Below are 23,795 nucleotides of genomic sequence, written 5' to 3'. Positions count from 1 at the left end.
GCGGGCGGCATGCCGATGGTGCGGCCCCATTCTGGGGACATAATGGGGAGGGGGATGGGGGAGATTATCAAGTAGAGATTTGGAACGCACATCTTGACGGGGAGCGACAGCCATGACCGAACACACTCGGCGCTTTGTCCTCGACTGCCGACGGCTCTCCGAACGGTTGCGGGACATTGCTGCCCAACTTCGCCAGCTTCCCCCGCTGCCCTTCTACGGGGAGGCCGCTGCTGGGCACGAGACGCTGTCGCGCGTGGCCGACCTGGTGGCCCGCAGCCAGGAGCAGTTGGACAGGGTGGGGGCCATGTTGGACCGCTTGCCCCGCGCGGCGCGCGAGGCGCTGCTTTCCTCCTTCCACACCGTTTCCCTGCAGTCGGCGGATGCGCGTCCTTCCGACGGGACAGCTCACCGGGAAGCCCGGCTTCTCGACAACGGACTGAGCGAAGTCGTGGAACAGCTCGGGCTGGCAACCACACTGCTGCGCAACCTTCTCGATTCTCTGGACGAGCGTCGCGAACCTATCGGGAAACTGGCTGCGGAACTGGCCGGCGCGGCGGACGAGGCCGTCATGCTGGTTCACGAGCTGTATCACACGTACCAGACGGGCTGGATGCCGCTCCGGACGGAAGTGGAGTATGACACGCGGGGCGAGCGCATGGGCCCCGACTGATCAGAAGCCGGTAAATCCGCCGTACAAATCGATGAGCCAGATCGTGATGCGCGACAGCTGGTTGGTGTAGAGGAGGATGCCCATCACGATCATGACCGCGCCCCCCACTTTCATCAACGGTTCACTGATGCGCGCAAGGATGCGCAGCCGCCCGAGGAAAAAGGACATGATGAAGAACGGCAGGGCAAATCCGGCGATGTACGCCGTAATGAGGGGCACGCCTTTGGCCGGGTTGGCTGCCGACAGCGTCAGGATGGCCGTCAAAATCGGTCCGATGCAGGGCGTCCATCCGGCAGCAAAGGAGATGCCCACCAGGAAGGACCCCACATAGCCGGCCGAGCGTCTGGCGGGTTCCCAGCGCTTTTCCCGGTACAGCCATTTGAGGGGAAGCACACCCAGCAGGAAGAGCCCCATGGTCACGATCAACAGGCCACCCAGTTGCCGGATCAAGTCTTGGTAACGGCTGAACAAACTCCCCAGCGCCGTTGCCGATAGCCCAAGGGCAAAGAAAATCACCGAGAAGCCGAGCATGAAAAACAGTGTGTGCAAGATGGCCCCACGGCGAAACAGGGCAAGATCTTCACGGATCTGTGCGCCGGAAATGCCGGTGATGTACGAGAGGTAGGACGGATAGAGCGGGAGACAGCACGGGGAGAGAAACGACAAAAACCCCGCGCCAAAGGCCAATACGAGCGTGACATCCGCTTGCAACCGACTCACCTCCGGTCGTTTCCTTTCCATCATAGCACAGTTCGTTTGTGGCTGGGTTGCAGTTCTACGAAGGGAGGATGATGGGGTGCGCGCCTTGCTCTTGCTCGCCGTCAGCGTGTGCTTGTTGGCCGGATGTGGCGACATGGTCCCCAAGCAGAACGCCGCGAAGCAGGGTCAGGGGCAAGTAACCGCACAAGCAGTGCCACGGGAACCGGCCTTTGACCGCCGGGCGGCCGAACGGGCCGAGGCAATTGCCGAAGGCGTGCGCGGCGTCGACCAGGCGGTGTCCGTCGTGGTGGACCGGCAAATCAGCATCGCGGCCAAGGTCTCGGGGTTTCAACGCTTTCGCCTCAAGGGCATTCGCCAAGACGTGCATCATCGGCTCAAGGCGGCCTTCCCCAACCATGAGATCCACGTCACAACCGACAAGAAACTGTTTTGGGAACTGGAAAAACTAAAGGCCAAAGTCAACCGGGGCGAGATGGGGTTTCGTCAAGCCAAGCAGCGCGTTGAAAAGATCAACGAGGACATGAAGGGGTAGCGTAGAACCGCGTTGGCCCATAACAAATGGGGTGGCGACGCGCCACCCCGCTTTTGAGTTTCCATTCCCATGTTGTGAACGCAGATTCGCTTATTTGACCGCTTCGAGGGGGATCTGGAAAGCGCCGATGATCTCCCTGGCCGAGCAGACGCCGGCAACCAGGACCGAGAACACGGCGGTCAAGAACAGGACTTTCCAAAACGTCTTCATTCCACCGTTCCTCCTTTCTGGAAGGTTGTTGCAAGTTTATAGTATTTTGCGGCTTCCTTGTATTTCCTTTTACCGTGGAACAGGTCGCCTATTTTTTCGGCCGTTTGAGCGGCCTGTTCCCGGTAGTTGTGTTGCGCGTAAAAGGCTAACGCTTCCTGGAGGAGTTTCTGGGTCCGGTCGTCGTTTCCGAGAGCCTGTTCGGCCATGGCGAGGTAGACTTGTAAATCGTATTGCTCCAACAGGAGGTTGAGTTGCTTCGCCAGGCGGATTCCTTCTTTCGTGGAATTTCGCAAATTCAGAACATCGCCGATTTCCTGGTAATGTTGGGCCAAGGCCAGGTAAATCCGCAAGCTGTCGATTTCGTAACCGTGTTGTTGCAAGATTTTGATCGCTTCCCGGTATTTGGCCACTCCCTGCTCGTGCATGTTCTTTTTAATCAAGAGGCTTCCCATGTTGAAATGGAGATAGCCTTGAAGATAAGGGCTTTCAAAGCGCGAAAGGATTTGCTGGGCCGCTCGCAGGCAGGTTTCGCAGGCGAGCAAATCCCGGTAACGCATATGAATGACGGCCAGCGCCAGTTGTGCCACGCCCATCTCGTACCAGCGGCCGAGCAACTGGGCGATTTCGTAAAACTTGGTCCAGTAGTAAAGGATTTCGCGATTGTCCTTTTTCATGCGGTCCAATACCGAGGCCATGTTGTAGTGGACATAAGCGACCTCCACATCGATGGGCAGGTGGTGGGTGATCTCGAGCGCCGCACAGAAATAGTCGTATGCGGTGATGTAGTCGCCCCGGTAAAATGCGTACGTGCCCTTCGTGCGCAGCGCCAGCATTTTGGTGTAGAGCGAGATGCCCTCGTCGATCCACCAGTCCATTTTTTCCAGCCAGGTTTTGGCGTCCTCCAGCTTTCGCCGGCGGATGTGGTACGTCGCCATCAGCCGGTAGGCGTTGACTTTCTTGTCGATGTTGGCAATCTGTTCGGCGAGGGCTTCCACCCGGGGCCGGAGCGCATCGGCCGTCTGCAGATTGTAGAGGATCAACGCCTCGTTGAACTCGGGAATCACCTCATCGTATGCTTCCGTTAGGCTCGGCGGGTCGTCCCCGCGCAGGAATTCCGGGGAAACCCCCAGTTTCGACGCAAATTTTGAAATGTAGTAATCCGAAATTTCGCTTTTCCCGTTTTCCATGTTGCTCAAATGCGCGATGGAAGCGATCCCGCTGGCCAACTCCTCTTGGGTCCAGCCGCGCATGCGGCGGAGAATGCGCAAACGACGGCCTGCGTTCATGGGGGTCCCTCCCCGAGGGCAAAGTTCCATCGATTGGGCGATCGGAAGCGCGGTCCGGTGGTTTTGCGTTTTGCAACGAGGAGGGGGGTTACTTCATACTATACCAGAAATTGATGGTTTAGACCATACCATTCACAACATTATGGCAAAAGCGCAAGAAAATCCGGACAGAGATGTACCGGACAGGCTGAGGCCATTCTCGTCATGCCGAGGCGATAAAAACACCCCCTTCATTCGGAAGGGGGATGGTGTGCTGAAATCGTCTCAATCAGCTAGTTTGACTGCCGTTCCCGTCGCCACAACGACCATCATGCCGTCGCGCATCGTCTCAAAATCGAGATCGATGCCTACCACCGCATCAGCGCCCAGCCGGCGGGCGCGTTCCGCCATCTCGTTCAACGCCAGCTGCCGCCCCTCTGCCAACTTGCTTTCATATGCCCCGCTGCGCCCGCCGATGATGTCGGTGATGCTGGCCAAGAAATCGCGCACCACATTGGCACCCATAATTGTTTCCCCGGTTACGACGCCGAGGTACGCCACGATCCGCTTGCCTTCCACATTGGGTGTCGTGGTGAGGATCACGGGATTCCCTCCTTTCCCATCGTTACCTTAACCATAGCGTACCCGATAGCGCCCGGCAATCGGCTGAGCCGGCTTTTTCACGCTCGTCCCCGGTGGACGATGTGCAAGAAATTGTAGGGGCCGAACCGGTTTCAGAATGCATCACCCCTTCCGGAGGTGCCCGGAAGGGGTGTTTTGGTGTCGCGATCGAGGATCCAAATGGCCTTAGCCTGTCCGGGAAGTGTGGAAAAAGTGGCGCAAGGCGTCAGGGAGCATCGTTTGCCAGAAGCCCCACACATGCGTCCCCTCGGCCTCGCGGTAGGTAACGGCAGCGCCTTTTTGCCTCAGGAGGTCCCGCGCCTGGCGGTTGATGGCCACAAAGTCGACGGGGCCGATGTGGGTTTCCACCGCTGTCTCCGCCGTGCCGACGCACATGAAGATGTCATAGCCGGAGAGGTCGCCGGATGCGGCAATGCGTTCCTGGAGTTTCGGGTAGAAGGCGCCGGAGAGGGACAGCACGCGGCGGAACCGGTCCGGATGTTCCAGGGCCAGCTGAAGGGAGACACTGGCTCCCAGGGAGTCTCCGGCCAGGACGCGTGCTTGGGGGGTACGGCGTGCGGGATAGTGTGCTTCAATGAAAGGGACGAGCGTGTCGACGAAAAAGCGTGTGTAGGCCGGGTTGCGGTCGCCGGTGATGGCGTACTCGGCCGTGCGACGCTTGATGTCGACGGTGACGCCGACGATCAGGATGGGTTCCATCCCTTCGTCGAGGATGAGTTTGTTCGCAATCGTGGCGATGCGTCCGAAGTTGAAGAATTCGCGTCCGTCTTGGCAGTACACCACCGGGTACGTCTGCCCTTCGTCGTACCCCGGCGGGAGATAGACCAGGATCTCCCGCTCGTGGTCCAGGTGCGGGCTGGCCAGGTTGTGGCGGTGGATGGTGCGCTTCAGGTACGGATTGCTCACGACGGCCTCACCTCGGAGGCGGGACCGGGCGCGACCGATGGCAGTCCTTCCGCGTAGGCCGGCTTGTCCGGGTCGCCTTCCGCTACGTCCGAAAAGACGGCGCGAAAATGGTGGACAACCCGCTCCTTCACGTCCGCCATCGCCACCCGTTTCCCCAACAGCCGTTCCATGGACGTCACGCCATATTCGCGGATACCGCAGGGAATAATGAGGTTGAAATACCGCAAGTCGGTGTTGACGTTCAGCGCAAATCCGTGGCTGGTGATGATGCATCCCCGGTGGCGGCGCGCACGGGTAAACTTCACTCCGATGGCGGCCACCTTTTCATCACCGACCCACACCCCGGTATACGGCGCTTTCCGTCCGGCGTCGATGCCAAAGTCTCCCAAGGTGCGGATGAGCACCTCTTCCAAGTCACGCAGGTAGCGGCGCGGGTCGGCGCGGTGGCCGCACAAACGGAGCAGCGGGTAGCCGACCAGCTGGTCGGGGCCGTGGTAGGTGATGTCGCCGCCGCGGTCGATTTCGTAGACGCGGATTCCGCGCTTGGCCAGTTCGTCCTGCGGGGCCAGCAGGTGCTCGTAGGTGCCGCCGCGGCCTAGGGTGTAGGTGTGCGGGTGCTCCAGAAGCGCGAGCACGTTGGGCGAGCGGCCCTCGTCCAATTCGGCGATGAGGCGTTTTTGGCGGTCCCACGCTTCCTGGTAGTCGATGAGCCCCCAGTCTTCCACGCGAAGGGGTGACATGGCCATCACCTCAGTGAAACAGATCGAATTTCCTGTTTGATACAGGGCGCTATTGAAATGGCTTACGCCAACTTTTATAATAGGGGAGAACGCTAAGAAAATAAATGCTTTTTCCTGATTCGGGCGGAGCTCGGTGTTATACCATAACAGGACGACTGTATTGTATAACACAGACTGAATCTCCATTCAGGGGTGAAGGCGATGAGCATGGCGACGAAAGAGCGTCCCGAGTTTGAAACGGTGCAGATCCTGGCGCCGGACGGCACGGTGGTCAATCCGGATCTGATGCCCGACTTGTCCGACGACCAGCTCCGCGAGCTGATGCGCCGGATGGTGTTCACGCGCATCTGGGATCAGCGGGCCATCAGCCTGAACCGCCAGGGGCGCCTCGGGTTCTACGCGCCGGTTGCGGGTCAGGAAGCGTCGATGATCGGCAGCGAGTTTGCCCTCAACAAGGACGATTTTATCCTGCCCAGCTACCGCGACATCCCGCAAATGGTGTGGCACGGTCTTCCGCTCTATCAAGCGTTCCTCTATTCCCGCGGCCACATTCACGGCGGGCAGATTCCGGAAGATGTTCACGTGCTGATGCCGCAGATCATCATTGCGGCGCAGTGCACGCAGACCGTTGGTGTGGCCATGGCCTTCAAGCTGCGCGGCGAAAAGCGGGTGGCCATCTGCTACTTCGGCGACGGGGCCACGTCGCAGGGCGACTTCTACGAAGGGATGAACTTTGCGGGCGTCTACCGCGTTCCGGCCATCTTCTTCTGCCAAAACAACCGGTACGCCATTTCGGTGCCGCTGCACAAGCAGACGGCGACGCCGACGCTGGCACAAAAGGCGGTTGCCGCCGGCATCCGCGGTGTGCGCGTTGACGGCATGGACGTGCTGGCCGTCTACCGGGTGACGAAGGAGGCGGCCGAGCGGGCGCGCAATGGCGAGGGAGCCACGTTTATCGAGGCGCTGACCTACCGCTACGGTCCGCACACGATGGCCGGGGACGACCCGACGCGCTATCGCACGAACGAGGAGTTTAGCGAGTGGGAGCAGAAGGATCCGCTGATCCGTTTCCGCCGTTTCCTGGAAGAGAAGGGGCTGTGGGGCGAAGAGGACGAAAACCGCGTCATCGAGGAGGCCAAGCAGGCGGTTGCCGACGCGATCAAGAAGGCCGACGAATGGATGCCGAAGCAGAAGGTTACCGACCTGATCGACGCGATGTACGAGACACTGCCGCCGCACCTGAACGAGCAGAAGGCGGAGTTCGCGGAACGGGAGGGGCGATAAGGGATGGCGCAATTGACGATGATCCAGGCGATTACCGACGCGCTGCGTCTCGAACTGGAGCGCGACCCGTCGGTGCTGGTCTTCGGCGAGGACGTCGGGGTTAACGGCGGGGTTTTCCGTGCCACGGAAGGATTGCAGAAGCAGTTTGGCGAAGAACGTGTATTTGATACGCCGCTGGCCGAGTCGGCCATTGCCGGGCTGGCGGTTGGCCTCGCGGTGCAGGGCTTCCGGCCGGTTGCAGAGATCCAGTTCTTCGGTTTCGTGTTTGAGTGTTTCGACGCCATTGCCTCGCAGGCGGCGCGGATGCGCTACCGCTCCGGTGGCCGCTACCAGGCGCCGATCGTGTTTCGCTCGCCCTTCGGCGGCGGCGTGAAGACGCCGGAGCTGCACGCCGATAGCCTCGAGGGGCTCTTCCTCCAGACGCCCGGGGTGAAGGTGGTCATCCCGTCCAACCCGTACGACGCAAAGGGGCTCCTCATTTCGGCCATCCGCGACAACGATCCGGTCATCTTCCTCGAGCACATGAAGCTGTACCGCTCCTTCCGCCAAGAAGTGCCGGAGGAGGCGTACACGATCCCCCTCGGGAAAGCCAACGTGGTGCGCGAGGGGACCGACGTTACCGTGATCGCCTATGGCGCGATGGTGCACACGGCCCTCAAGGCGGCCGACGAGATCGAGAAGACGCGCGGGGCGAAGGTGGAAGTGATCGACCTGCGCACGATCAACCCGCTGGACGAGGAGACGATCATCCGCTCGGTGGAAAAGACGGGACGCGCCGTTGTCGTGCAGGAGGCCCAGAAACAATCCGGCGTGGCGGCGGAAGTGATCGCGCGGATCAACGAGAAGGCGCTCCTTTCCCTGGAGGCGCCGGTGGTACGGGTGACGGCGCCGGATACGGTGTATCCGTTCGCGGCCATCGAGGACGCGTGGTTGCCCGATCCGGCCCGCGTAGCGGAAGGCATCAACAAGGTGCTTGACTTCTAACATTTAACATTAAGAAGCAGTGGAAGCTCGAGGGATCTGAACGCCAGAGGAGGGGGTCCGCTTGGCCGAGTTTCACTTTAAGCTTCCGGACATCGGGGAAGGCATCCACGAAGGCGAGATCGTCAAGTGGCACATCAAGGAAGGCGACACCGTCGAGGAGGACCAGGTTATTCTCGAGGTGCAAAACGACAAGGCTGTGGTGGAAATCCCCAGCCCGGTGACGGGCAAAGTGAAGGAGATCAAGGTGCCGGAGGGGACGGTGGCCGTCGTCGGCGATGTGCTCGTCGTGTTCGAGACGGAAGGCGCCGCGCCGGAAGCGGCGGAGGCCGGCCAAGAGGCGCCCAAGGCGGACGCGACCGGCGGAGCGAGCTGCGACGTCGGACAGCAGGTGGCCCAGGCGGTAGCCCAAACGGAAGCGGCGCCGGCTCCCGCGGCAGAAGCGGGCGGGCGCAAGCGCGTGCTGGCCACGCCGGCGGTGCGCAAGTTTGCCCGTGAAAAAGGCGTGGACATCCGCCTGGTGCCCGGGACGGGGCCGAACGGCCGCGTGACGAAGGAGGACATCCTCCGCTATCTCGAAGGCGGGGCACAACCGGCACTGGCGGCGCAACCGGCCCAGGCGGCCGAGGCGACGCCCGAGCGCGAGGCCGTCCAACAGCCGGCTCCGGCGACGGTGGCGGCAGCGGGCGAGCGCGTCGAAGAACGCGTGCCGCTCAAGGGCATCCGCAAGGTGATCGCCGAGGCCATGGTCAAGTCCATGTACACCGCACCCCACGTGACGGTGATGGACGAGGTAGAGGTGTCCAAACTCGTCGCGCTGCGGGAGCGGGCCAAGGTTATCGGCGAAGCGAAGGGCATCAAACTTACGTACATGCCGTTCATCATCAAGGCGGCCGTGGCCGCACTCAAGCAGTTCCCGGCGCTGAACGCCTCCATCGACGACGAAAAGCAGGAAATCGTCTACAAGAAGTACTACGACATCGGCATCGCCACCGACACCGAGCGCGGCCTTGTCGTGCCGGTCATCCGCGATGCCGACCGGAAGAACATCTGGACGCTGGCCCAGGAGCTGCGTGACCTTGCCACGCGGGCGCGCGAAGGGAAGCTTGCACCGCAGGAGATGAAGGGGAGCACGTTTACGATCACGAACATCGGCTTCGCCGGCGGCATGTTCTTCACGCCGATCATCAACCATCCGGAAGTGGCCATCCTCGGTACGGGCCGCATCACCGAAAAGCCGGTGGTGAAAGACGGTGAGATCGTCGCGGCGCCGGTGATGACCCTGTGCCTCAGCTTCGATCATCGCCTGATTGACGGCGCGATGGCCCAGCACTTTGTCAACACCCTCAAGCAGCTCTTGAACGATCCGGAGCTGCTCCTTCTGGAGGTGTAATTATGGTCGTCGGAGAGTTCACGCTCGAGGCGGATGTTCTGGTCATCGGCGGCGGACCGGGCGGGTACGTGGCGGCCATTCGCGCTGCCCAGCTGGGCAAAAGCGTCACCCTGGTGGAGCGGGACAAGCTGGGCGGCGTCTGCCTCAATGTCGGTTGTATCCCCTCCAAAGCCCTCATCTCCGCGGCGAGCACCTACGAGCGCGTCAAACGCGGCAGCGAGATGGGCATCGTGGCGGAAAACGTCACCCTGGACTTTGCCAAGGTGCAGGCGTGGAAGCAGGGCGTGGTGGACAAGCTGACCGGCGGCGTGGCCAGCCTGCTGAAGGGCAACAAGGTTCAGGTGGTGAAAGGGGAAGCCCTGTTCGTCAACGAGCGCGAGGTGCGCGTCATCAACGGGTACGAGGCTAACCGCTACCGGTTCAACCACTGCATCATCGCCACCGGATCGCGACCGGTGGAGCTGAAGACGTTGCCCTTCGGCAAGCGCGTCCTCTCCTCCACGGAAGCCCTGTCGCTGGAGGAGGTGCCGAAACGCCTCGTCGTCATCGGCGGCGGGTACATCGGCGTCGAGCTGGGCACGGCCTACGCCAAGTTCGGGTCCCAGGTGACGATCGTCGAGGGTCTCGATTCTATTCTGTCGGCCTTTGACAGAGAACTGGTCCGCTACGTCGAGCGCAAGCTGAAGAAGCTCGGCGTCAAGGTGCTGACGAAGGCCCTGGCCAAGGGCGTCGAGGAGAAAGAGGACGGCGTTGTCGTTACCGTCGAGGTCGGCGGCAAGGAGCAGAAGCTGGAGGCCGACTACGTCCTCGTCACCGTCGGGCGCCGTCCGAACACCGACGAGCTGGGCCTCGAGGCTATCGGCATTGCCGTGGACGAGCGCGGCCTGATCCCGGTTGATCGGCAGGGCCGCACGAAGGTGCCGCACATCTTCGCCATTGGCGATGTTGTGGCCGGCCCAGCCCTGGCCCACAAGGCCTCCTACGAAGGGAAGGTAGCGGCCGAGGCGATCGCCGGCCTGTCCAGCGAGGTTGATTACACGGCGATCCCGTCGGTGGTCTTCTCCGATCCGGAAATCGCCGCCGTGGGCCTCACCGAGGCCGAGGCGAAAGAACAGGGCTACGAGGTGGCGGTGGGCAAGTTTCCCTTCGCGGCGAACGGCCGCGCCCTGTCGCTTCTCGAGGCCGAAGGGTTTGTCAAGGTGGTGGCCGACAAGGCATCCGGCCTCGTCCTCGGTGTGCAGATTGTTGGCCCCGAGGCGTCGGACCTCATTGCCGAGGCGGCGCTGGCCGTCGAGATGGGGGCGACGCTGGAGGACATCGCTCTCACCATCCACGCCCATCCGACCCTCGGCGAGACGATGATGGAAGCGGCCGAGGTGGCCCTGGGGCACGGGATCCACGTACTGACCAAGTGACGTGTAACCACAGCCGGTCTTGCTACGGCAAGGCCGGCCTGTGTATTTTTGCACGTTGCATGGTGTGCACGCGGCAAGAGAGGGCTTAAAAAAATGCCCGCGCGGTATATGATGCGCGGGGCTTGTGGACATAATTGAGCAGAAGATCATTGCAATACTATTTTTTGGATAGCATCAAGAGAATTTTAACTAATAAACCTACAACAACAACTGTTACTGCAAGAATTACAAGTCCCATACCATGATATATGGCAGTACCGATCTCCATAAGTATTCCTCCTAAAGGGATCTAGTAGTTGGCTGAAGAATAATATTTGTCATTCCCAACGTGCAATCTTAGCCTAAATGTAGTCGAATAGTAACCTCCTGGAGACGTTCCCACCCATTCTAAAGTTGCATAAGCAGGACCAGAAAGATTTTCCTGTGCTTTATTTACTCTAAAAGATGTAACTGAGTAAGATCCGACCATACTTATGGACCAGTCTACAATATCCAGTTCCACAGCTCACTTTTCCAGTACTAGTATCTACAGCTAAAGAACCAATATCACCAGTTTCTCCACTGCCTTCAATAGGTATTTCTCTCGTAGTAACACTAATTGAACCATCAGGATAAGTTAACTTAGTTACTTCCTCCAAAACGCCTTCATAATTTTATTAATGAGTTTTTGCTGCGTAGCTTTATCCATACCCCATGGAGCCAACATTTTTCTACGAACTCTTCTAAGGATAATTTTTCAGTTTTTACTTTTCTTTTATAATACAAATAATTTTCTTTTGCTGATATCTCACCTCCCTATCTTTCAATTTAAACAAAATAGTGTAGTTTGTCAATAGTGCAAAGGCTCTAAGTCAATAACTGTGGATGGGAGGTCAACCAAGCCAAGGGTATAAAAGCGAGGAGCATCTTTCGCACATAGATCTCACGGTTACGGAAGCCGTAGCTGATTCGTTTGAGCAGCTTGATCTTGGTGTGCACGCCCTCCGTGTAGCCGTTCGAAACACGCCAGGTGTGGTAAGCCAGAATCGCCTCGCGCCAGCGGCGGAGCGTGCGTCCCCACTGCAGGAGCGCGGCATCGCTTGCCGACTGGGCCTCAAAGATCACGCGGTCCAGGATGGCTGCGGCTTCGTCTCGATTGGAAGCACGGTAAACGTCTCGCAGCTGCTCTTTGACCCAGTGAAAGTGGGCCACGTTCTTGTGATGCTTCCGAATGGCGGCAAGCTGGGCAGCTTGGCGTTCGGTGAGGTCGTCCTCGTTCTTCAAAAGCGGCCAGCGCCTCAGGCGCACCCCGGTCACCTGCTGTTCCACAAGCCGTGCTTCGTCAACCCGCCGATTCGCGTCCTGGATGACGTGAAACGGATCCGCCACGATGACAGCGCCGGGCAAAGCGCGCTTCACGGCATGACGCCAAGCATCCTTCAGGTCGATGCACACGGCCTGAATCCGCTGACGAACCGTCTCCGGCAGCTGGCGCAAAAAGCGCTCCAGTGTTTTCATGCGGTCATCCGGCAAGATGGCCAAAAGGCACCGTTTTGGCCACACGCATGTGACCGTAACCATCATGTCACGGCCACGATAGCTGTGTTCATCGATGCTCAGCACGAACGCATCAACATCCCGGAGGGCTTCCTCGAGATTTACCTGCTGGCCTACGCACCGGAAAAGCAGACGGCGCAAGGTGCTGGTGCTTGTTCCGCTTTCCTGGGCGGCACGACGAAAACTGCCTGCTTTCAGGCGCTGGAGCAAAAGGGCTTCGGCCCGTTCGGTCCTGCGTGCCCAGGGGCGAATACCAGGAAAGCGTTCGGTGAACACTTTTCGACAGGCCGTGCACTGGAAGCGCCGGGGACGTACCCAGAGGTAAACCGGTTTCTCGTTGCACCAGGTGTGCAGCTTCCGTTTCCATTCGCGCGCACGATCGTAGACGCGGCGTGTCAGCTGTCCACAATCCGGACACCGCGCTTCCTTACGCGGCCGACCGGCGTAGATGTGAATACCATCGGATTGATGCACGATACGGTAAACAATCCACGATTGTAAGCCGAACATTTCTGCGGTAAGCTTGTTCATAGGCGGTCGCGAGCCTCCTTCGGGATGTGGTGTGCTTAACTATCCCTTGGCTCGTCGACCGCCTTTTCCTCTTAGAACCCACACTTTTTAGCGTAGAGCCTAGTGCAAATCATATCCTGAAGCCAGAAACTCGAGAGGTTGAAAAAGGTTCTAAGGTAGGAGAAGGATAGCGGTTCAGAAGAGAGGGACGATTGAACGCCAACATCTTCGTCAATCGTAAACCGCCGTTTGTGATCAAGTCCAATTTTGTGTGGATTACGGACTCACCTACGCATACTAAGGGCGGAGGCGATGGAGATGGACGACAAGCGGAAACCGGATTCCCCTCACGCGCCTGATGTCGATCACGAAGGGCGCGACCGGTATTTTCTCGACGTCGACCGCATGATCAACGAGGGACTCAGCGGCGGGAGGGTGACGCCCCACGGGGGGCGCATTGAAGCGAGTCGGCCGCTGCAACGCGAGACCCCACCGATGGAATAGCACAAAAAACGCGGGATTTCCCTCTCCGGCACGGTATGGGGTTACTGCGAAGGGAAATCTCGCGTTTTCGTTTTCGCCATTTTTTTGTTTCTTGCTCAGCGTTGGACGAAAGTGGAGAACAGCAGGTAGAGGTTTAAGCCTACGATGAGGACAGTTACCAACCATGCCAATATTTTTAGCCATAACGGATTCGCAAAGGAACCCATGATCGTTTTATCGCTGGTAAACTTGACGAGCGGTACCACGGCAAAGGGAAGTTGCATGGAGAGGATCACTTGGCTCAACACCAGCAGCTCTGTGGTTCCCTTTTCGCCCGATACAGCTGTCACGATGATGGCGGGGACAACGGCGACCGCCCGCGTGATCAAGCGCCTGAGCCAGGGTTTCAACCGGATGTTGAGGAAGCCTTCCATGATGATCTGCCCGCAGAGGGTACCGGTGAGGGTAGAGTTCTGTCCCGAAGCCAGCAGGGCGACACCAAAGAGGATGCTGGCCAGCGTTGTCCCTAACAGCGGCGTCAACAGGTGATAGGCGTCGGCGAGGTCTGCAACATCTGTATGGCCCGCCTGATGAAACGTCGAGGAAGCCAAAATCAGGATGGCGCTATTGATAAAGAAGGCAAACAGCAGGGCAATGGTGGAATCGAGTGTGGCAAACCGTATGGCTTCCCGCATGCCTTGCTTCGTTGGTTCAAAGTTTCGGGTCTGGACGATCGACGTATGCAAATACAGGTTGTGCGGCATCACCGTGGCGCCAAGAATCCCCATGGCGATATACAGCATCTCCGGGTTGGTCAGAAGCTCCGACGTCGGAAGAAATCCGCCCAGCACCTCGTTCATATCGGGTTTGGATAACAACAGCTCAGCGGCAAAACAGCCGCCAATTACGGAAATCAAGCCGATCACAATGAATTCGATCAGCCGAACACCTTTGTTTTGAAGAAGAAGAATCAGCAGAACGTCGAGAACCGTAATCAGGACGCCGAGGAAGAGCGGAATTCCGAATAACAGGTTGAGCGCGATGGCGGCCCCGAGCACTTCCGCCAGGTCCGTTGCCACAATCATGAGTTCCGCGAGGATCCAAAGCCCGAACGCAACCGGCTTGCTGTACCGATCCCGGCAGGCTTGTGCGAGATCTTGACCCGTCACAATCCCGAATTTCACGGCCAGTGCCTGCAGCAAAATGGCCATGAGGTTCGAGATGAAAATCACCGACAACAGCGTGTACCCGAACATGGAACCGCCCGCAAGATCGGTGGCCCAGTTTCCGGGGTCCATATAGCCAACGGCTACCAAATATCCGGGGCCGAGAAAGGCGAGAACCTTTCGGAACCAAGACCCATTTTTAGGGATATTCAACGAGCGGTATACTTCGGGAAGTGTAGGACGCGTACCGGTGTTTTTCCATCCGTCATCCGCGTTTGTGGTTTGTTTGTTCACGCAATTTTCCCCCTTGTGTCGCGAATGGGATGAACCAACTGGATTCTTCTTTCTGTGCAGGCGAAACCGATCACGAAGCAATTTATGGGCGATCGATTGGAATTGTGACAAGGAAAAAAGATTGGCGTAAACCGCAAAAGTTTCCCCAAGGAAAAATTATAGCGCTGGGGAAAATTCGTGTCAAAGGAACCCCGCAATTCCGCATCCAATAACAAACCCACCGCTCACCTCGTTCAGGGAGCGGTGGGTGCAGTGGCCTGGATGGCGGAAAAGGGCCTGGATTGGGACGTGGCCGAACGCTCAGCGTAGCGGGCGCGGGGCAAGGTGAACAGGGTGTACTGGTAGGGAACGGCGGTCTTTCGCAGCGCCCGCGGTGGCACCCAGTCGTAGGTTTCGCCGCTCGGTTCGAAGCCGAGCGCCTCAACCATGCGGATGGCGCGTAAATTGGTAACAGCCGGCGTGGCTTGGAGCGCCGGGATGCGCAAGTGGGTGAAGCAGTAGTGCACGAGCAAGGCCAGCGCTTCCCGCCCGTAGCCCTTTCCCCAGTGTTCGGGAAGCAGCTTCACTTCGAGGGTGCTGACGCCTTCACGGCTCATTTGCCCGATGCACGCTTCACCGAGAAAGTGATCGCCATGGTCGGTCACCACCATGGGATACGGGTTGACGGCTAGGTCGCAGTCGCGGTACAAGCCGGAAACCCAGGCGGCCACCTTCTCTTTGCTGAGGCGGATGCCCTTGGGATACCCGAGATGGCTCATGACGTGGCGATTGGCCCATAACTTGCGTAGCTGTGCGATGTCCGTCCGCTGCACCGGACGGAGCTGGATGCGCGGACCGCGGAGAACGACAGGATGCGGAACGATCATGGGCGGACTCCTTTCTCTCTGTCAACTAGAGGGGTTTGCGTTTCACAACGTTTCCCAATGCCATTATACGGTTCCACGGGACCTTTGCCTATGCCGGGGTTTGAACTGAGAGGAGGCCTGCATCATGGACGCGTTGTACACCTTGGCGGACCTTGAGCGCGATCTGGCGCGGCTTCAGGCGCGTTATGCCGACGTGATCGCGTGCCGGGAGATCGGGCGCTCGGTGGAAGGACGCCCGCTGTATGCGGTGCGGCTGGGGGAAGGGACGCGCTGCGTGCTCCTCAATGCCAGCCACCATGCGCGGGAGTGGGCCACCACCTGGCTGGCGATGGCCCTTTTGTGGCGCTATGCGCACGCGTACGCCACCGACGCGCGATGGGAGGGCGTACCGGTGCGGGCGCTCTTGGATCGCGTGGCGCTGGTCGTGGTGCCGGTCGTCAACCCCGATGGCGTGGAGCTGGCCACCCGCGGGCCTGCGGCGGTGGGCGTTCCGGAGGCGCAGCTCCGCACGATGCTGAGGCGCAACGGATGGGATCGGTTTGCCCTGTGGAAGGCCAACGTGCGCGGTGTGGACCTCAACCGGCAGTACGACGCCGGCTGGAGCAGTTTGCGCCAGGTGGTGGACGGACCGGCGGCCGCCTTCTATCCCGGCGTGCGTCCGGCCACGGAGCCGGAGGTGCGGGCAATGATCGCGCTGACCCGGACGCTGCGCCCGTGCGCCACGCTGGCCTACCACACCGCCGGGGAGGAAATTTACTGGTATTTTGGGCAAATCGGCGAGCGCCTGCACCGCGACCAGGCACTGGCGGAAGGGCTGGCTCGCCTGACCGGCTATCGCCTGATTCCGGAGGACGACCGCACGGCCTACGGCGGCGGCTATACTGACTGGGTGATTGCCACTTTCTGCATCCCGGCCTTCACCTTGGAAGTGGGTCGCGAACCGCATCCGGTGGACCGCCGCCAGTTTGCGCGCATCTGGCGGCAGAACAAGGAGGTGCCGTTTTACCTGATGCGGGAGGTGGTGCGGTTGGGAATGGGAGAGGATTGAGACAGGTGGATTCTGTTATTCGTTTTGGTTATGAAAACCGCAAACTTTTTTGTCGAAAAAGGAAGAAGGAAAAAGGAAAAACATGTCGAAAGAAAGCAAAAAGGGTATTGTTTTGGATGCATTGATAAGCGGAACGGTTTTTTCTGAATGGGGGGGCCCTTTCAGCGCAATGGTATCCGAATGCCGATCATTGTGGGATGATTTGCGAATCCTCAACCTCGAAATTCGCTTGGTGGCCGAAGAGGACATCCGGCTGCCTTTTTTTCGGGAAAATGCTTTGCGAGCAGCTTTGGGAACGTCGTTTCGTACCACGGTTTGTATCTATTCGAAACACTACCCGTGTGAGGAGTGCCAGTTGCAACAGATTTGCGCGTATTACCAGCTATTTTCCGCATCACGCGGAAATATGCCGGCCGGGAATTCTTCACCTCCTTATCTCAGCTTTTTCGCACCTTCCACTCCAACGCATATAAAAGCGGGAACATCTGTTACCGTATATCTTCGTTTAATGGGTACAGCCGTTTCCTATTATCCTTACTTTTATTTCTGTTTGGAAAGTATGAGTAGAACAGGAATTGGATTGCGCAATGAAAGTGGGAAACGAGGACGTTTCGTAGTGGACCGCATTTATTCCCTTTCTCCCGGAGGGCAGAAAAACGCCATTTTTTCGCGGAACGCTTCCGTTCGATTGGAAAACGTCCATCCGCTACCTTTGGGTGACTACATCGACTTCCGGGAAGTGCAAACCTTAACCGTTCGGACCTTGAGTCCGTTGCGCATAAAACATCAGAATCGGCTTACCGACGATTTGGAATTTCATGTGCTGTTCCGGTCTGCTTTGCGGAGGATGACGAGCCTTTATTATTGGACCACTGGTCGATATCCGGATCTCGATGCAGCCCGCTTGCTAGAAAAGGCAGCAACGATTAGGAGGGTCTGCAATTCCCTTCGATGGTTTGACTACCGTCGCTATTCCACTACACAGCAGATGGACATGAAATTGGGAGGGGTTGTGGGCAAAGTCAGGTATCAAGGAGATCTTACCGACCTGTACCCGTACATCAAGGCTGGAGAGGTGTTAGGGGTAGGGAAGAGCCTTTCATTTGGATTCGGCCGGTATGAGGTGAGCATTGAGGAGGAGGGGCAATCGGATTGAAGCGTGAACGTATTGTGTTGGCCGCTCTGTTGCACGACATCGGAGAGGTCATCTTCCGTGCTCTTTCACCGGATCAACGGGACGGTCGGAGTCCCCGAGAATTGGGGTATCAATGGGCCAAGGAGATGGAATTGCCTCATGAAGTACAGGAAGTCATTCGGTTGCAACCTGGAGACTTGATGGATTCGGGTTTGCCTGCTGATGCGTATCAGATCCCGCGGGAGATCCAAAACCTTGTTTACCTGGTGGCGGAGGCCGATTCCATTGCCTCCGGCATGGAACGGGAAAGGAACATTGCTGACGGAAATCATGGTGAATATGGTTTAGACGTGATCTTTGACCGGGTAACGTTGGATGAAGAACGATCGGAAAATAGGCAGCGCCATCTATGGCAGCCGGGGCTCCTGGAAGATACTCCGTACCCGGTTCTGGCGGAGCAAATTTCTCGTGAGGCGTTCAATTCCGTTTACCGTAAAGTGTGGGAAGGTCTACGGGAAGGTTTGCAGCGAAGGGAGAATTGGCAAGAGGACAGGTTACTATTGCTTCTGGAAAAATACGTAAGCCTGGTACCTAAGCAGACTCACGGATCGGAACAGGCCCGTTCCGTCACATCGCTTTACCAGCACCTCAAAACCACGGCAGCTCTTAGTTGGTGCAATTATTGCTACCTTCGTGACCAGGGGTACGACTGGCAGCGCGACGATCTTCGGGACGTCATCCGGCATCGGCACGAATCCCGTTATCTGTTGGTGGGAGCCGACCTGTCTGGGATTCAGAATTTCATCTATACGATTGGCTCAAAGGCGGCTCTTAAAACGCTGCGGGCCCGCTCGTTCTATTTGGATCTTCTCATTGAAAGTGCTGCCAGCCAGCTGTGTCGAACATTGTCTTTCGGACGTTCCCACTTGATTTATGCTTCCGGTGGCGGTTTCTATCTGCTTGCTCCCAATACGCCCGCATGCTTGGAGCAAATCCGATCTTTTCAGCAGCGGTTCAATGCTTGGCTTTATGAACGATATGGAACGCTTCTCTATCTCTGTGTTGCGGCGATACCGCTAAGCGGTGCCGACTTAAGAGGTGACACCGACGGCCTATCTGCGGCCTGGGGAGAGTTGCACCGCGAATTGCACATGCAGAAAAACGGCAAATGGGAAGAATTCTTGACGCAGGACCCGGAAGCGTTTTTGGGGCCCCGTCCTGTCGAAACCGAATGCGAGGTTTGCCATCAGTCCGGTGACATCAAGCCTGTCGAACTTGACGGCGACGTATATGAGCTTTGCGGTTTTTGCCGCTCAATGATAGATCTGGGAAGAACACTGGCCACAATCGAGAGGTTTTATGAGATCAAGAAATCGCACATTCAAGGTGTGCTTACCGTTTCTGTTTACGAAGCCACGTATGCGTTTGGCACCGTCAGGGAGGACGATATCCTCACGGAATACCGGGTGGTGACCCCCTGGGATTTGCCCGATGGGACTTGGCCGGTTCGCGCCTTTCCGCTTGGATCGTACTTTAGCCGGAGCGAATTTCGTGAACTGGCGGGACAAGCAGTAGGAGACAAGCGCATCGGCGTATTGCGCATGGATGTGGATCGCCTCGGCCAGATCTTTGCCCGGGGACTTGACCGGTTGACGTTTGCCCGAATGAGCGAGTTGTCCGCACGTCTTAACCTTTACTTTAAGTACTATCTTCCCCAGCTCTTAAAAAAAGAGGAGGGGGATTTTCTCCCGCTTCCTCCACGAAAATTTGTGGTCAATGTTGTGTACGCCGGAGGAGACGACCTTTTCTTGGTAGGAGCTTGGGATTCCGTGCTTGAGGCCGCCCGCGCCATTTATCACGATTTTCGGAAGTACACCGGGGATAACCCGGATATCACCCTTTCCGGAGGGCTGGTTGTTTCCGATGAAAAGGTGGCGTTGTACAAACTGGCCGATCTGGCGGGGGCAGCCGAAGCCGGGGCTAAAGACGGCGGGCGTGATCGTTTGGCCTTGTTTGGTGGGGTATTAACCTGGCAGGATCTTGAGAGGTTACGCGAATACTTTCGCATTTTTGGCGACGTTCTCACGCTGGAACAGCTCACCGTCAAAGCGGCGTTTTCACGAAATTTCCTTAACCGATTTGCTGCCTTGATCGAAGCCTACAACACCGCGGAATCTGGAATGAGCGGAAACAGAGCATGGGTATTGCCGCAACTGTACTATCTGTTTTCCCGCGTCATCAGCGGTGAAAAAAAAGGACGTAACGAGAAAGTTGAAAGATTCTACCGATCGCTGTTGGCGATGAGTTTGAGTGATGAAGCGCTAAAAACGTATCTTCCTCCCATGTTGAAGATCTTAAAGCATATGTTGAGGGGGACAAAGGAAAATGATGAATAGACCGACTGATTTGGCCCTACAGGAGTTTCAGCAGCTTTTGGATAACAAGCCTCCGGTTGAGCGGGCTGTATGGTATCACATTCTCTCTTCGGAAAAATGGAAGAAAGATTTTACGAAAAATGTTAAAAGGAAATGCCGGGACTACCTCCTTAATGATGACCAAGAATTGGTTAGCGTTATCGATCTTCTTCATCAAAACTATGTAGAAGCAAACAATCCGGTAAAAAAACAAATAGATAATCGCTTGGATTCAATTCTCGGTGATACGAAGGAATCGATTATACAAAATGACATCGTCAGTAAAGTTTGTGAGGTAGAACGTCTTTCGGCAATACCGGAAGAGAAGCTGGTTACATGGGCCAATGTGTTGGGTGCGCTTCTGGCTCATGACCTCAAGATGGCCCAAATCCGCCGCTTCATGGGAGCCGTCTTGAAAGTGGAAGTCGACGTTCGGTTGGAGGGTCCAGAAGGATTTTGTAAGGATCAAGTGGTATACCTCAAAGTTCTTCTGGCGTATGCTGCGGGGCGCAACAAGGCGGTCCGGCCACTATTAGCGGTGATTGCCCCCATGATTGATCGCATAGAGGGATGGAAAGATTTTCAACAGCTTGTGCGCTTCGTTCGTGCCGTGGTGGCGTACCACAAATTTTATGGCGGTAACGAGTAGGAAGGGAAGGGGATGACCGGAATGAATGGGAACAGCTTCGCAGGCAAGCTATTGATTGAGGGCGAGATTGAATGCCTCACCGGCCTCCATATCGGAAGCAGCCGTGAGACGAGTGACATCGGGGGAGTTGACTTGTTGGTTATTCGCGATCCGGTCACGCGTGAACCCTATATCCCCGGTAGCTCGTTGAAAGGAAAACTGCGCAGTCTATTGGAACGCTATCGGCATGCGCTGGAACCGGAAAAATACAGGTTTATCCGCAAGATGAAAGTCGGCGATGTGGAAGTTCATCTTCACGAATGCGGAGAAAAAACGTGTGTCATCTGTAGGCTATTTGGCGTGAGCCGTACAAAAGGCGTTGTGGAAACCAACTTGCCGGCTACGCTCTATGTGCGGGACGCGCGCTTAACAAATACGAGCAAACAAAAGCTATTGGAGATGGAAAGCGGCTATTACTTGACCGAAGTGAAGTTTGAAAATGCCCTGGACCGAATTACCTGTGCCGCCAATCCACGGCAGATTGAGCGGGTTCCACGGGGGGCGCAGTTTCGCTTTCAAATGGTGTATAACGTCTGGGAAAAAACAGCGTCTGCAAACATTGAAGAAGACGTGAACGAAATCTTTACCGGTCTGCAGCTGTTGGAAGACGACTATCTCGGCGGGCACGGCTCACGCGGTTACGGGCAAGTTCGATTTGTGAATCTCCACGTATATTGGCGCAGCCTGGAATATTACCAGGGCAAGGAAGAGGAACAGGCTTGGCGTGCGGAGCCCGAGCAATCCCTTAAGGACGTGGCATGCGCGGTAAAGAGTTGGCTTACTTCGCTTCAGCGACCGGAGGAAAGAGCATGATGCAGCTGGTGAAACTGCGCTTCAAGGCTCCGGTGCATATCGGCGAAGCCGGCTTGGGCCTGGAGGAAAGCGCCCGCATTGTCCATTCCGATACCCTGTACAGCGCCGTTTTCCAGACTTGGCTGCGCGTCTTTGGGGAGGCGCCGCCGGAATTCCGTCTTTCCTCGGCCTTTCCCTTTGCGGGGGAGCGGTACTATTTTCCGCGCCCCTTGCTGCCGGCCCCGGGCTATACGAATGAGCTAGCGTTGAAATACGGAAAGCAACTGAAACGCGCGCGATTTATCGAGCGAAAGCATTTTGTGCGATGGATCAAGGGTGAACCGCTGGATTATGAAACGTTGATAGAAGAAACGCAGGTTCTGGAATCGGTGATGGAAACCCGGGTGCGACCGCATGTGACCTTGGATCGCCGGAGGGCGGCTTCGGTTCTGTATTTCGTTGGTGAGACGGTTTTTGATGACCGTCGCGATGCCGGCCTGTTTTTTCTGGTTGATGTTCAACAGGAAGACTGGCCTCGTTTTCAGACGGTCCTCACGGTATTGGGAGAGGAAGGAATTGGTGGTCGGCGGAGCCAAGGATATGGGGTTTTTGAACCGGAATTTTCCGGTGCATTCGCCATCGAGCAGGTTTCGGATCCCAACGCCTATTTGACGCTTTCTCTCGTGTATCCGGACAACTCGGAAGAGGTGCGCGACAACCTGGTGGCCTATCATTTGGTGGAACGTACCGGCTGGTTGGAGAGCATGAAGGGAAATCTCGGCCGGCGTCATCAGCGGGTCCTCATGTTTGGGGAAGGGAGCCTATTCAGGAGGCCGGTCCGTGGAAAATTGGTGAATGTGGCTCCCCCAGGCTTTGCTGCCCATCCGGTTTATCGGAATGGCCGGGCGTTTATCGTCGGCGTAAGACGGGAGGAAGGAAACCCGTGATCTACGAGCTGACGATTGAGGTGTTGACCCCCGTACATATTGGGGATGCGAAGGGCAGGATGACCTCCCTTGAATTTTTCCAAGACGACCACGCGGTGTACATGGTTAATGAGGCGGCATGGGCAGAAACCTTGGCCACACAAGGCGATATCGATGACTTTGTCCGGTATGTGGAACAGGAAACCCGACCGTCGCTTGACCGATATCTGGATCGGTTGCCGGTGGATCGGGCGAACCGTTTACGGCAAGAGACGGTATTGCGTCGGATTCCCAAGGGCGAACGCATGTGGGTGAGCCACCTTCTCCCCTTTGTGACTGATCCGTTATCGGGTACCCCCTACCTCCCGGGGTCCAGTCTCAAGGGGGCCATTCGCGTCGCGTTGCTCAACCAACTGGCCGACACACCGGCGCGTGCGAAGCAGATTGTTGGTGAGGGCAGACGGATTCAGGATGGACGGAAAACGGATCGACCGGGAGAACGGCTCGATAACTTATTGCGAGCGTCGTTGCGGGGCCATCGTCGCGGTCCGCAAACCGATTGGTTACGGGGGCTGCACGTGAGCGACGCGTATCCCGAACAAACCGCGTGTACAGAAGTACGGGAGGTAAGGATTATCAGCCTCAATGAGGGAGAAGGGTACCATTATGGAGCGAATGGTGCCCGTGTGTTTGTGGAAGTCGTTCGACCGGGCACCACGTTTAAAGGAAGATTGAAATGTGATCGGGAGCTCTTGGAGCTCCTTTCCAAAACAACGGGACAGCGCGCCCCGTTTCGTCTAGAGGCCTGGATGGACGCCTGTCAAACCATGTACAGTCGTTCCCTTGAAGAGGATAAGCGCTTTTTTGAGGATGCGGGCTTGCCGAACATGGTCGGCGAGTTGGATGTGCTCACTCGGAAAAGCCCGAATCTGCGGGTGGGGTGGGGAAGCGGCTTGCTGTCCGCGTCTGTGGTGATGCATTTGTCGAATGCGGAACGCCAGACGCTACGCCAGCTGTATTTCCCCCGTCGTAAGCATCCGCAGTTTCCGCAGTCGCGAAAGGTGGTCATGGCCAAGGGGGTGCCGACCTCTCCCCTTGGATGGCTTCGCCTTTCGGTTTGCGAAGCGAGGGGTACGTAAGGCGGATGCATAATGTTTCTCGCGCGCAAATCCAAATAAG

Annotated in this window: 22 protein-coding genes; 14 read left to right on the top strand and 8 right to left on the bottom strand. The window is 57.4% G+C overall.

Annotation, left to right across the window (positions count from 1 at the left end; all coding sequences use genetic code 11):
• Positions 1-112: 112 nt before the first annotated feature.
• Positions 113-670: a hypothetical protein gene (locus ACYQ0Z_RS00625; RefSeq protein WP_459863387.1), complete on the top strand. Its 558-nt coding sequence runs from the start codon at positions 113-115 to the stop codon at positions 668-670.
• On the opposite strand, the gene ACYQ0Z_RS00620 is transcribed toward ACYQ0Z_RS00625, so the two are convergent.
• Positions 671-1,411 (bottom strand): cytochrome c biogenesis CcdA family protein, encoded by a 741-nt coding sequence (locus ACYQ0Z_RS00620; RefSeq protein WP_459863384.1) that lies wholly within the window; start codon positions 1,409-1,411, stop codon positions 671-673.
• Positions 1,412-1,466: 55 nt separating this feature from the next.
• Here ACYQ0Z_RS00620 and ACYQ0Z_RS00615 point away from each other — a divergent pair, with 55 nt between their 5' ends.
• Positions 1,467-1,922, top strand: a complete 456-nt coding sequence (locus ACYQ0Z_RS00615; protein WP_459863382.1) for a YhcN/YlaJ family sporulation lipoprotein — start codon at positions 1,467-1,469, stop codon at positions 1,920-1,922.
• Between the two features lie 206 nt (positions 1,923-2,128).
• On the opposite strand, the gene ACYQ0Z_RS00610 is transcribed toward ACYQ0Z_RS00615, so the two are convergent.
• The 4 genes from ACYQ0Z_RS00610 to lipB all read right to left on the bottom strand — a co-directional run bounded on the left by ACYQ0Z_RS00610 (position 2,129) and on the right by lipB (position 5,685).
• A complete protein-coding gene (locus ACYQ0Z_RS00610; protein ID WP_459863380.1) occupies positions 2,129-3,418 on the bottom strand; it encodes a helix-turn-helix domain-containing protein in 1,290 nt (429 codons plus the stop codon).
• A 264-nt stretch (positions 3,419-3,682) separates the two neighbouring features.
• Positions 3,683-4,000 (bottom strand): YbjQ family protein, encoded by a 318-nt coding sequence (locus ACYQ0Z_RS00605; protein WP_459863378.1) that lies wholly within the window; start codon positions 3,998-4,000, stop codon positions 3,683-3,685.
• Between the two features lie 204 nt (positions 4,001-4,204).
• Positions 4,205-4,945: an alpha/beta hydrolase gene (locus tag ACYQ0Z_RS00600; RefSeq protein ID WP_459863376.1), complete on the bottom strand. Its 741-nt coding sequence runs from the start codon at positions 4,943-4,945 to the stop codon at positions 4,205-4,207.
• Positions 4,942-5,685 carry a lipoyl(octanoyl) transferase LipB gene (gene lipB, locus ACYQ0Z_RS00595; protein WP_459863374.1) on the bottom strand — a complete coding sequence of 248 codons (744 nt, stop codon included), beginning with the start codon at positions 5,683-5,685 and terminating at the stop codon, positions 4,942-4,944. Before lipB ends, ACYQ0Z_RS00600 begins: the two co-directional genes overlap by 4 nt.
• Before the next feature lie 201 nt (positions 5,686-5,886).
• Here lipB and pdhA point away from each other — a divergent pair, with 201 nt between their 5' ends.
• The 4 genes from pdhA (at position 5,887) to lpdA (ending at position 10,758) form a co-directional block, all read left to right on the top strand.
• Positions 5,887-6,969, top strand: coding sequence for a pyruvate dehydrogenase (acetyl-transferring) E1 component subunit alpha (gene pdhA / locus ACYQ0Z_RS00590; protein WP_459863372.1), 1,083 nt, complete (start codon positions 5,887-5,889; stop codon positions 6,967-6,969).
• A 3-nt stretch (positions 6,970-6,972) separates the two neighbouring features.
• Positions 6,973-7,953 (top strand): alpha-ketoacid dehydrogenase subunit beta, encoded by a 981-nt coding sequence (locus tag ACYQ0Z_RS00585; protein ID WP_459863370.1) that lies wholly within the window; start codon positions 6,973-6,975, stop codon positions 7,951-7,953.
• A 61-nt stretch (positions 7,954-8,014) separates the two neighbouring features.
• On the top strand, positions 8,015-9,343 hold the full coding sequence (locus ACYQ0Z_RS00580; protein ID WP_459863368.1) for a dihydrolipoamide acetyltransferase family protein: 1,329 nt from the start codon (positions 8,015-8,017) through the stop codon (positions 9,341-9,343).
• A 2-nt stretch (positions 9,344-9,345) separates the two neighbouring features.
• A complete protein-coding gene (gene lpdA / locus ACYQ0Z_RS00575; RefSeq protein WP_459863366.1) occupies positions 9,346-10,758 on the top strand; it encodes a dihydrolipoyl dehydrogenase in 1,413 nt (470 codons plus the stop codon).
• An 846-nt stretch (positions 10,759-11,604) separates the two neighbouring features.
• Here lpdA and ACYQ0Z_RS00570 read toward each other — a convergent pair.
• Positions 11,605-12,825, bottom strand: coding sequence for an ISL3 family transposase (locus tag ACYQ0Z_RS00570; protein WP_459863364.1), 1,221 nt, complete (start codon positions 12,823-12,825; stop codon positions 11,605-11,607).
• Positions 12,826-13,122: 297 nt separating this feature from the next.
• Between ACYQ0Z_RS00570 and ACYQ0Z_RS00565 the strand changes: the two genes are divergently transcribed.
• The gene (locus tag ACYQ0Z_RS00565; RefSeq protein ID WP_459863362.1) at positions 13,123-13,308 is read left to right on the top strand and encodes a hypothetical protein; all 186 of its coding nucleotides are present in this window, start codon (positions 13,123-13,125) and stop codon (positions 13,306-13,308) included.
• 95 nt (positions 13,309-13,403) lie between these two features.
• Here ACYQ0Z_RS00565 and ACYQ0Z_RS00560 read toward each other — a convergent pair whose 3' ends face one another.
• Positions 13,404-14,747 carry an Nramp family divalent metal transporter gene (locus tag ACYQ0Z_RS00560; RefSeq protein WP_459863360.1) on the bottom strand — a complete coding sequence of 448 codons (1,344 nt, stop codon included), beginning with the start codon at positions 14,745-14,747 and terminating at the stop codon, positions 13,404-13,406.
• A gap of 233 nt (positions 14,748-14,980) precedes the next feature.
• Positions 14,981-15,613 carry a GNAT family N-acetyltransferase gene (locus tag ACYQ0Z_RS00555; protein ID WP_459863358.1) on the bottom strand — a complete coding sequence of 211 codons (633 nt, stop codon included), beginning with the start codon at positions 15,611-15,613 and terminating at the stop codon, positions 14,981-14,983.
• A gap of 124 nt (positions 15,614-15,737) precedes the next feature.
• Here ACYQ0Z_RS00555 and ACYQ0Z_RS00550 point away from each other — a divergent pair, with 124 nt between their 5' ends.
• The 7 genes from ACYQ0Z_RS00550 to csm5 all read left to right on the top strand — a co-directional run bounded on the left by ACYQ0Z_RS00550 (position 15,738) and on the right by csm5 (position 23,755).
• Positions 15,738-16,661: a M14 family zinc carboxypeptidase gene (locus ACYQ0Z_RS00550; RefSeq protein WP_459863356.1), complete on the top strand. Its 924-nt coding sequence runs from the start codon at positions 15,738-15,740 to the stop codon at positions 16,659-16,661.
• 82 nt (positions 16,662-16,743) lie between these two features.
• A complete protein-coding gene (gene cas6, locus ACYQ0Z_RS00545; RefSeq protein WP_459863354.1) occupies positions 16,744-17,817 on the top strand; it encodes a CRISPR system precrRNA processing endoribonuclease RAMP protein Cas6 in 1,074 nt (357 codons plus the stop codon).
• Positions 17,814-20,192: a type III-A CRISPR-associated protein Cas10/Csm1 gene (cas10, locus tag ACYQ0Z_RS00540; protein WP_459863352.1), complete on the top strand. Its 2,379-nt coding sequence runs from the start codon at positions 17,814-17,816 to the stop codon at positions 20,190-20,192. Before cas6 ends, cas10 begins: the two co-directional genes overlap by 4 nt.
• Entirely contained in the window at positions 20,182-20,859 is a 678-nt protein-coding gene (csm2, locus tag ACYQ0Z_RS00535) for a type III-A CRISPR-associated protein Csm2 (protein WP_459863350.1), read from the top strand. The genes cas10 and csm2 overlap by 11 nt, the downstream gene beginning before the upstream one ends.
• Before the next feature lie 12 nt (positions 20,860-20,871).
• Positions 20,872-21,711 (top strand): type III-A CRISPR-associated RAMP protein Csm3, encoded by an 840-nt coding sequence (gene csm3 / locus ACYQ0Z_RS00530; RefSeq protein WP_459863348.1) that lies wholly within the window; start codon positions 20,872-20,874, stop codon positions 21,709-21,711.
• Positions 21,657-22,637, top strand: a complete 981-nt coding sequence (csm4, locus tag ACYQ0Z_RS00525) for a type III-A CRISPR-associated RAMP protein Csm4 (protein ID WP_459863345.1) — start codon at positions 21,657-21,659, stop codon at positions 22,635-22,637. Before csm3 ends, csm4 begins: the two co-directional genes overlap by 55 nt.
• Positions 22,634-23,755 (top strand): type III-A CRISPR-associated RAMP protein Csm5, encoded by a 1,122-nt coding sequence (csm5, locus tag ACYQ0Z_RS00520; RefSeq protein WP_459863343.1) that lies wholly within the window; start codon positions 22,634-22,636, stop codon positions 23,753-23,755. Before csm4 ends, csm5 begins: the two co-directional genes overlap by 4 nt.
• Positions 23,756-23,795 lie beyond the last annotated feature (40 nt).

Source organism: Calditerricola yamamurae (assembly GCF_054654135.1).
Note: the sequence above shows the minus strand (reverse complement) of the source record. Positions and strands in the feature narration are given on the sequence as shown.

Coding starts and splice junctions, on each gene's coding strand:
- ACYQ0Z_RS00625 (WP_459863387.1), top strand. CDS start 113: ATGACCGAACACACTCGGCGCTTTGTCCTCGACTGCCGACGGCTCTCC.
- ACYQ0Z_RS00620 (WP_459863384.1), bottom strand. CDS start 1,411: ATGGAAAGGAAACGACCGGAGGTGAGTCGGTTGCAAGCGGATGTCACG.
- ACYQ0Z_RS00610 (WP_459863380.1), bottom strand. CDS start 3,418: ATGAACGCAGGCCGTCGTTTGCGCATTCTCCGCCGCATGCGCGGCTGG.
- lipB (WP_459863374.1), bottom strand. CDS start 5,685: ATGTCACCCCTTCGCGTGGAAGACTGGGGGCTCATCGACTACCAGGAA.
- pdhA (WP_459863372.1), top strand. CDS start 5,887: ATGAGCATGGCGACGAAAGAGCGTCCCGAGTTTGAAACGGTGCAGATC.
- ACYQ0Z_RS00585 (WP_459863370.1), top strand. CDS start 6,973: ATGGCGCAATTGACGATGATCCAGGCGATTACCGACGCGCTGCGTCTC.
- lpdA (WP_459863366.1), top strand. CDS start 9,346: ATGGTCGTCGGAGAGTTCACGCTCGAGGCGGATGTTCTGGTCATCGGC.
- ACYQ0Z_RS00570 (WP_459863364.1), bottom strand. CDS start 12,825: ATGAACAAGCTTACCGCAGAAATGTTCGGCTTACAATCGTGGATTGTT.
- ACYQ0Z_RS00565 (WP_459863362.1), top strand. CDS start 13,123: ATGGACGACAAGCGGAAACCGGATTCCCCTCACGCGCCTGATGTCGAT.
- ACYQ0Z_RS00555 (WP_459863358.1), bottom strand. CDS start 15,613: ATGATCGTTCCGCATCCTGTCGTTCTCCGCGGTCCGCGCATCCAGCTC.
- ACYQ0Z_RS00550 (WP_459863356.1), top strand. CDS start 15,738: ATGGACGCGTTGTACACCTTGGCGGACCTTGAGCGCGATCTGGCGCGG.
- cas6 (WP_459863354.1), top strand. CDS start 16,744: ATGTCGAAAGAAAGCAAAAAGGGTATTGTTTTGGATGCATTGATAAGC.
- csm2 (WP_459863350.1), top strand. CDS start 20,182: ATGATGAATAGACCGACTGATTTGGCCCTACAGGAGTTTCAGCAGCTT.
- csm3 (WP_459863348.1), top strand. CDS start 20,872: ATGACCGGAATGAATGGGAACAGCTTCGCAGGCAAGCTATTGATTGAG.
- csm4 (WP_459863345.1), top strand. CDS start 21,657: ATGCGCGGTAAAGAGTTGGCTTACTTCGCTTCAGCGACCGGAGGAAAG.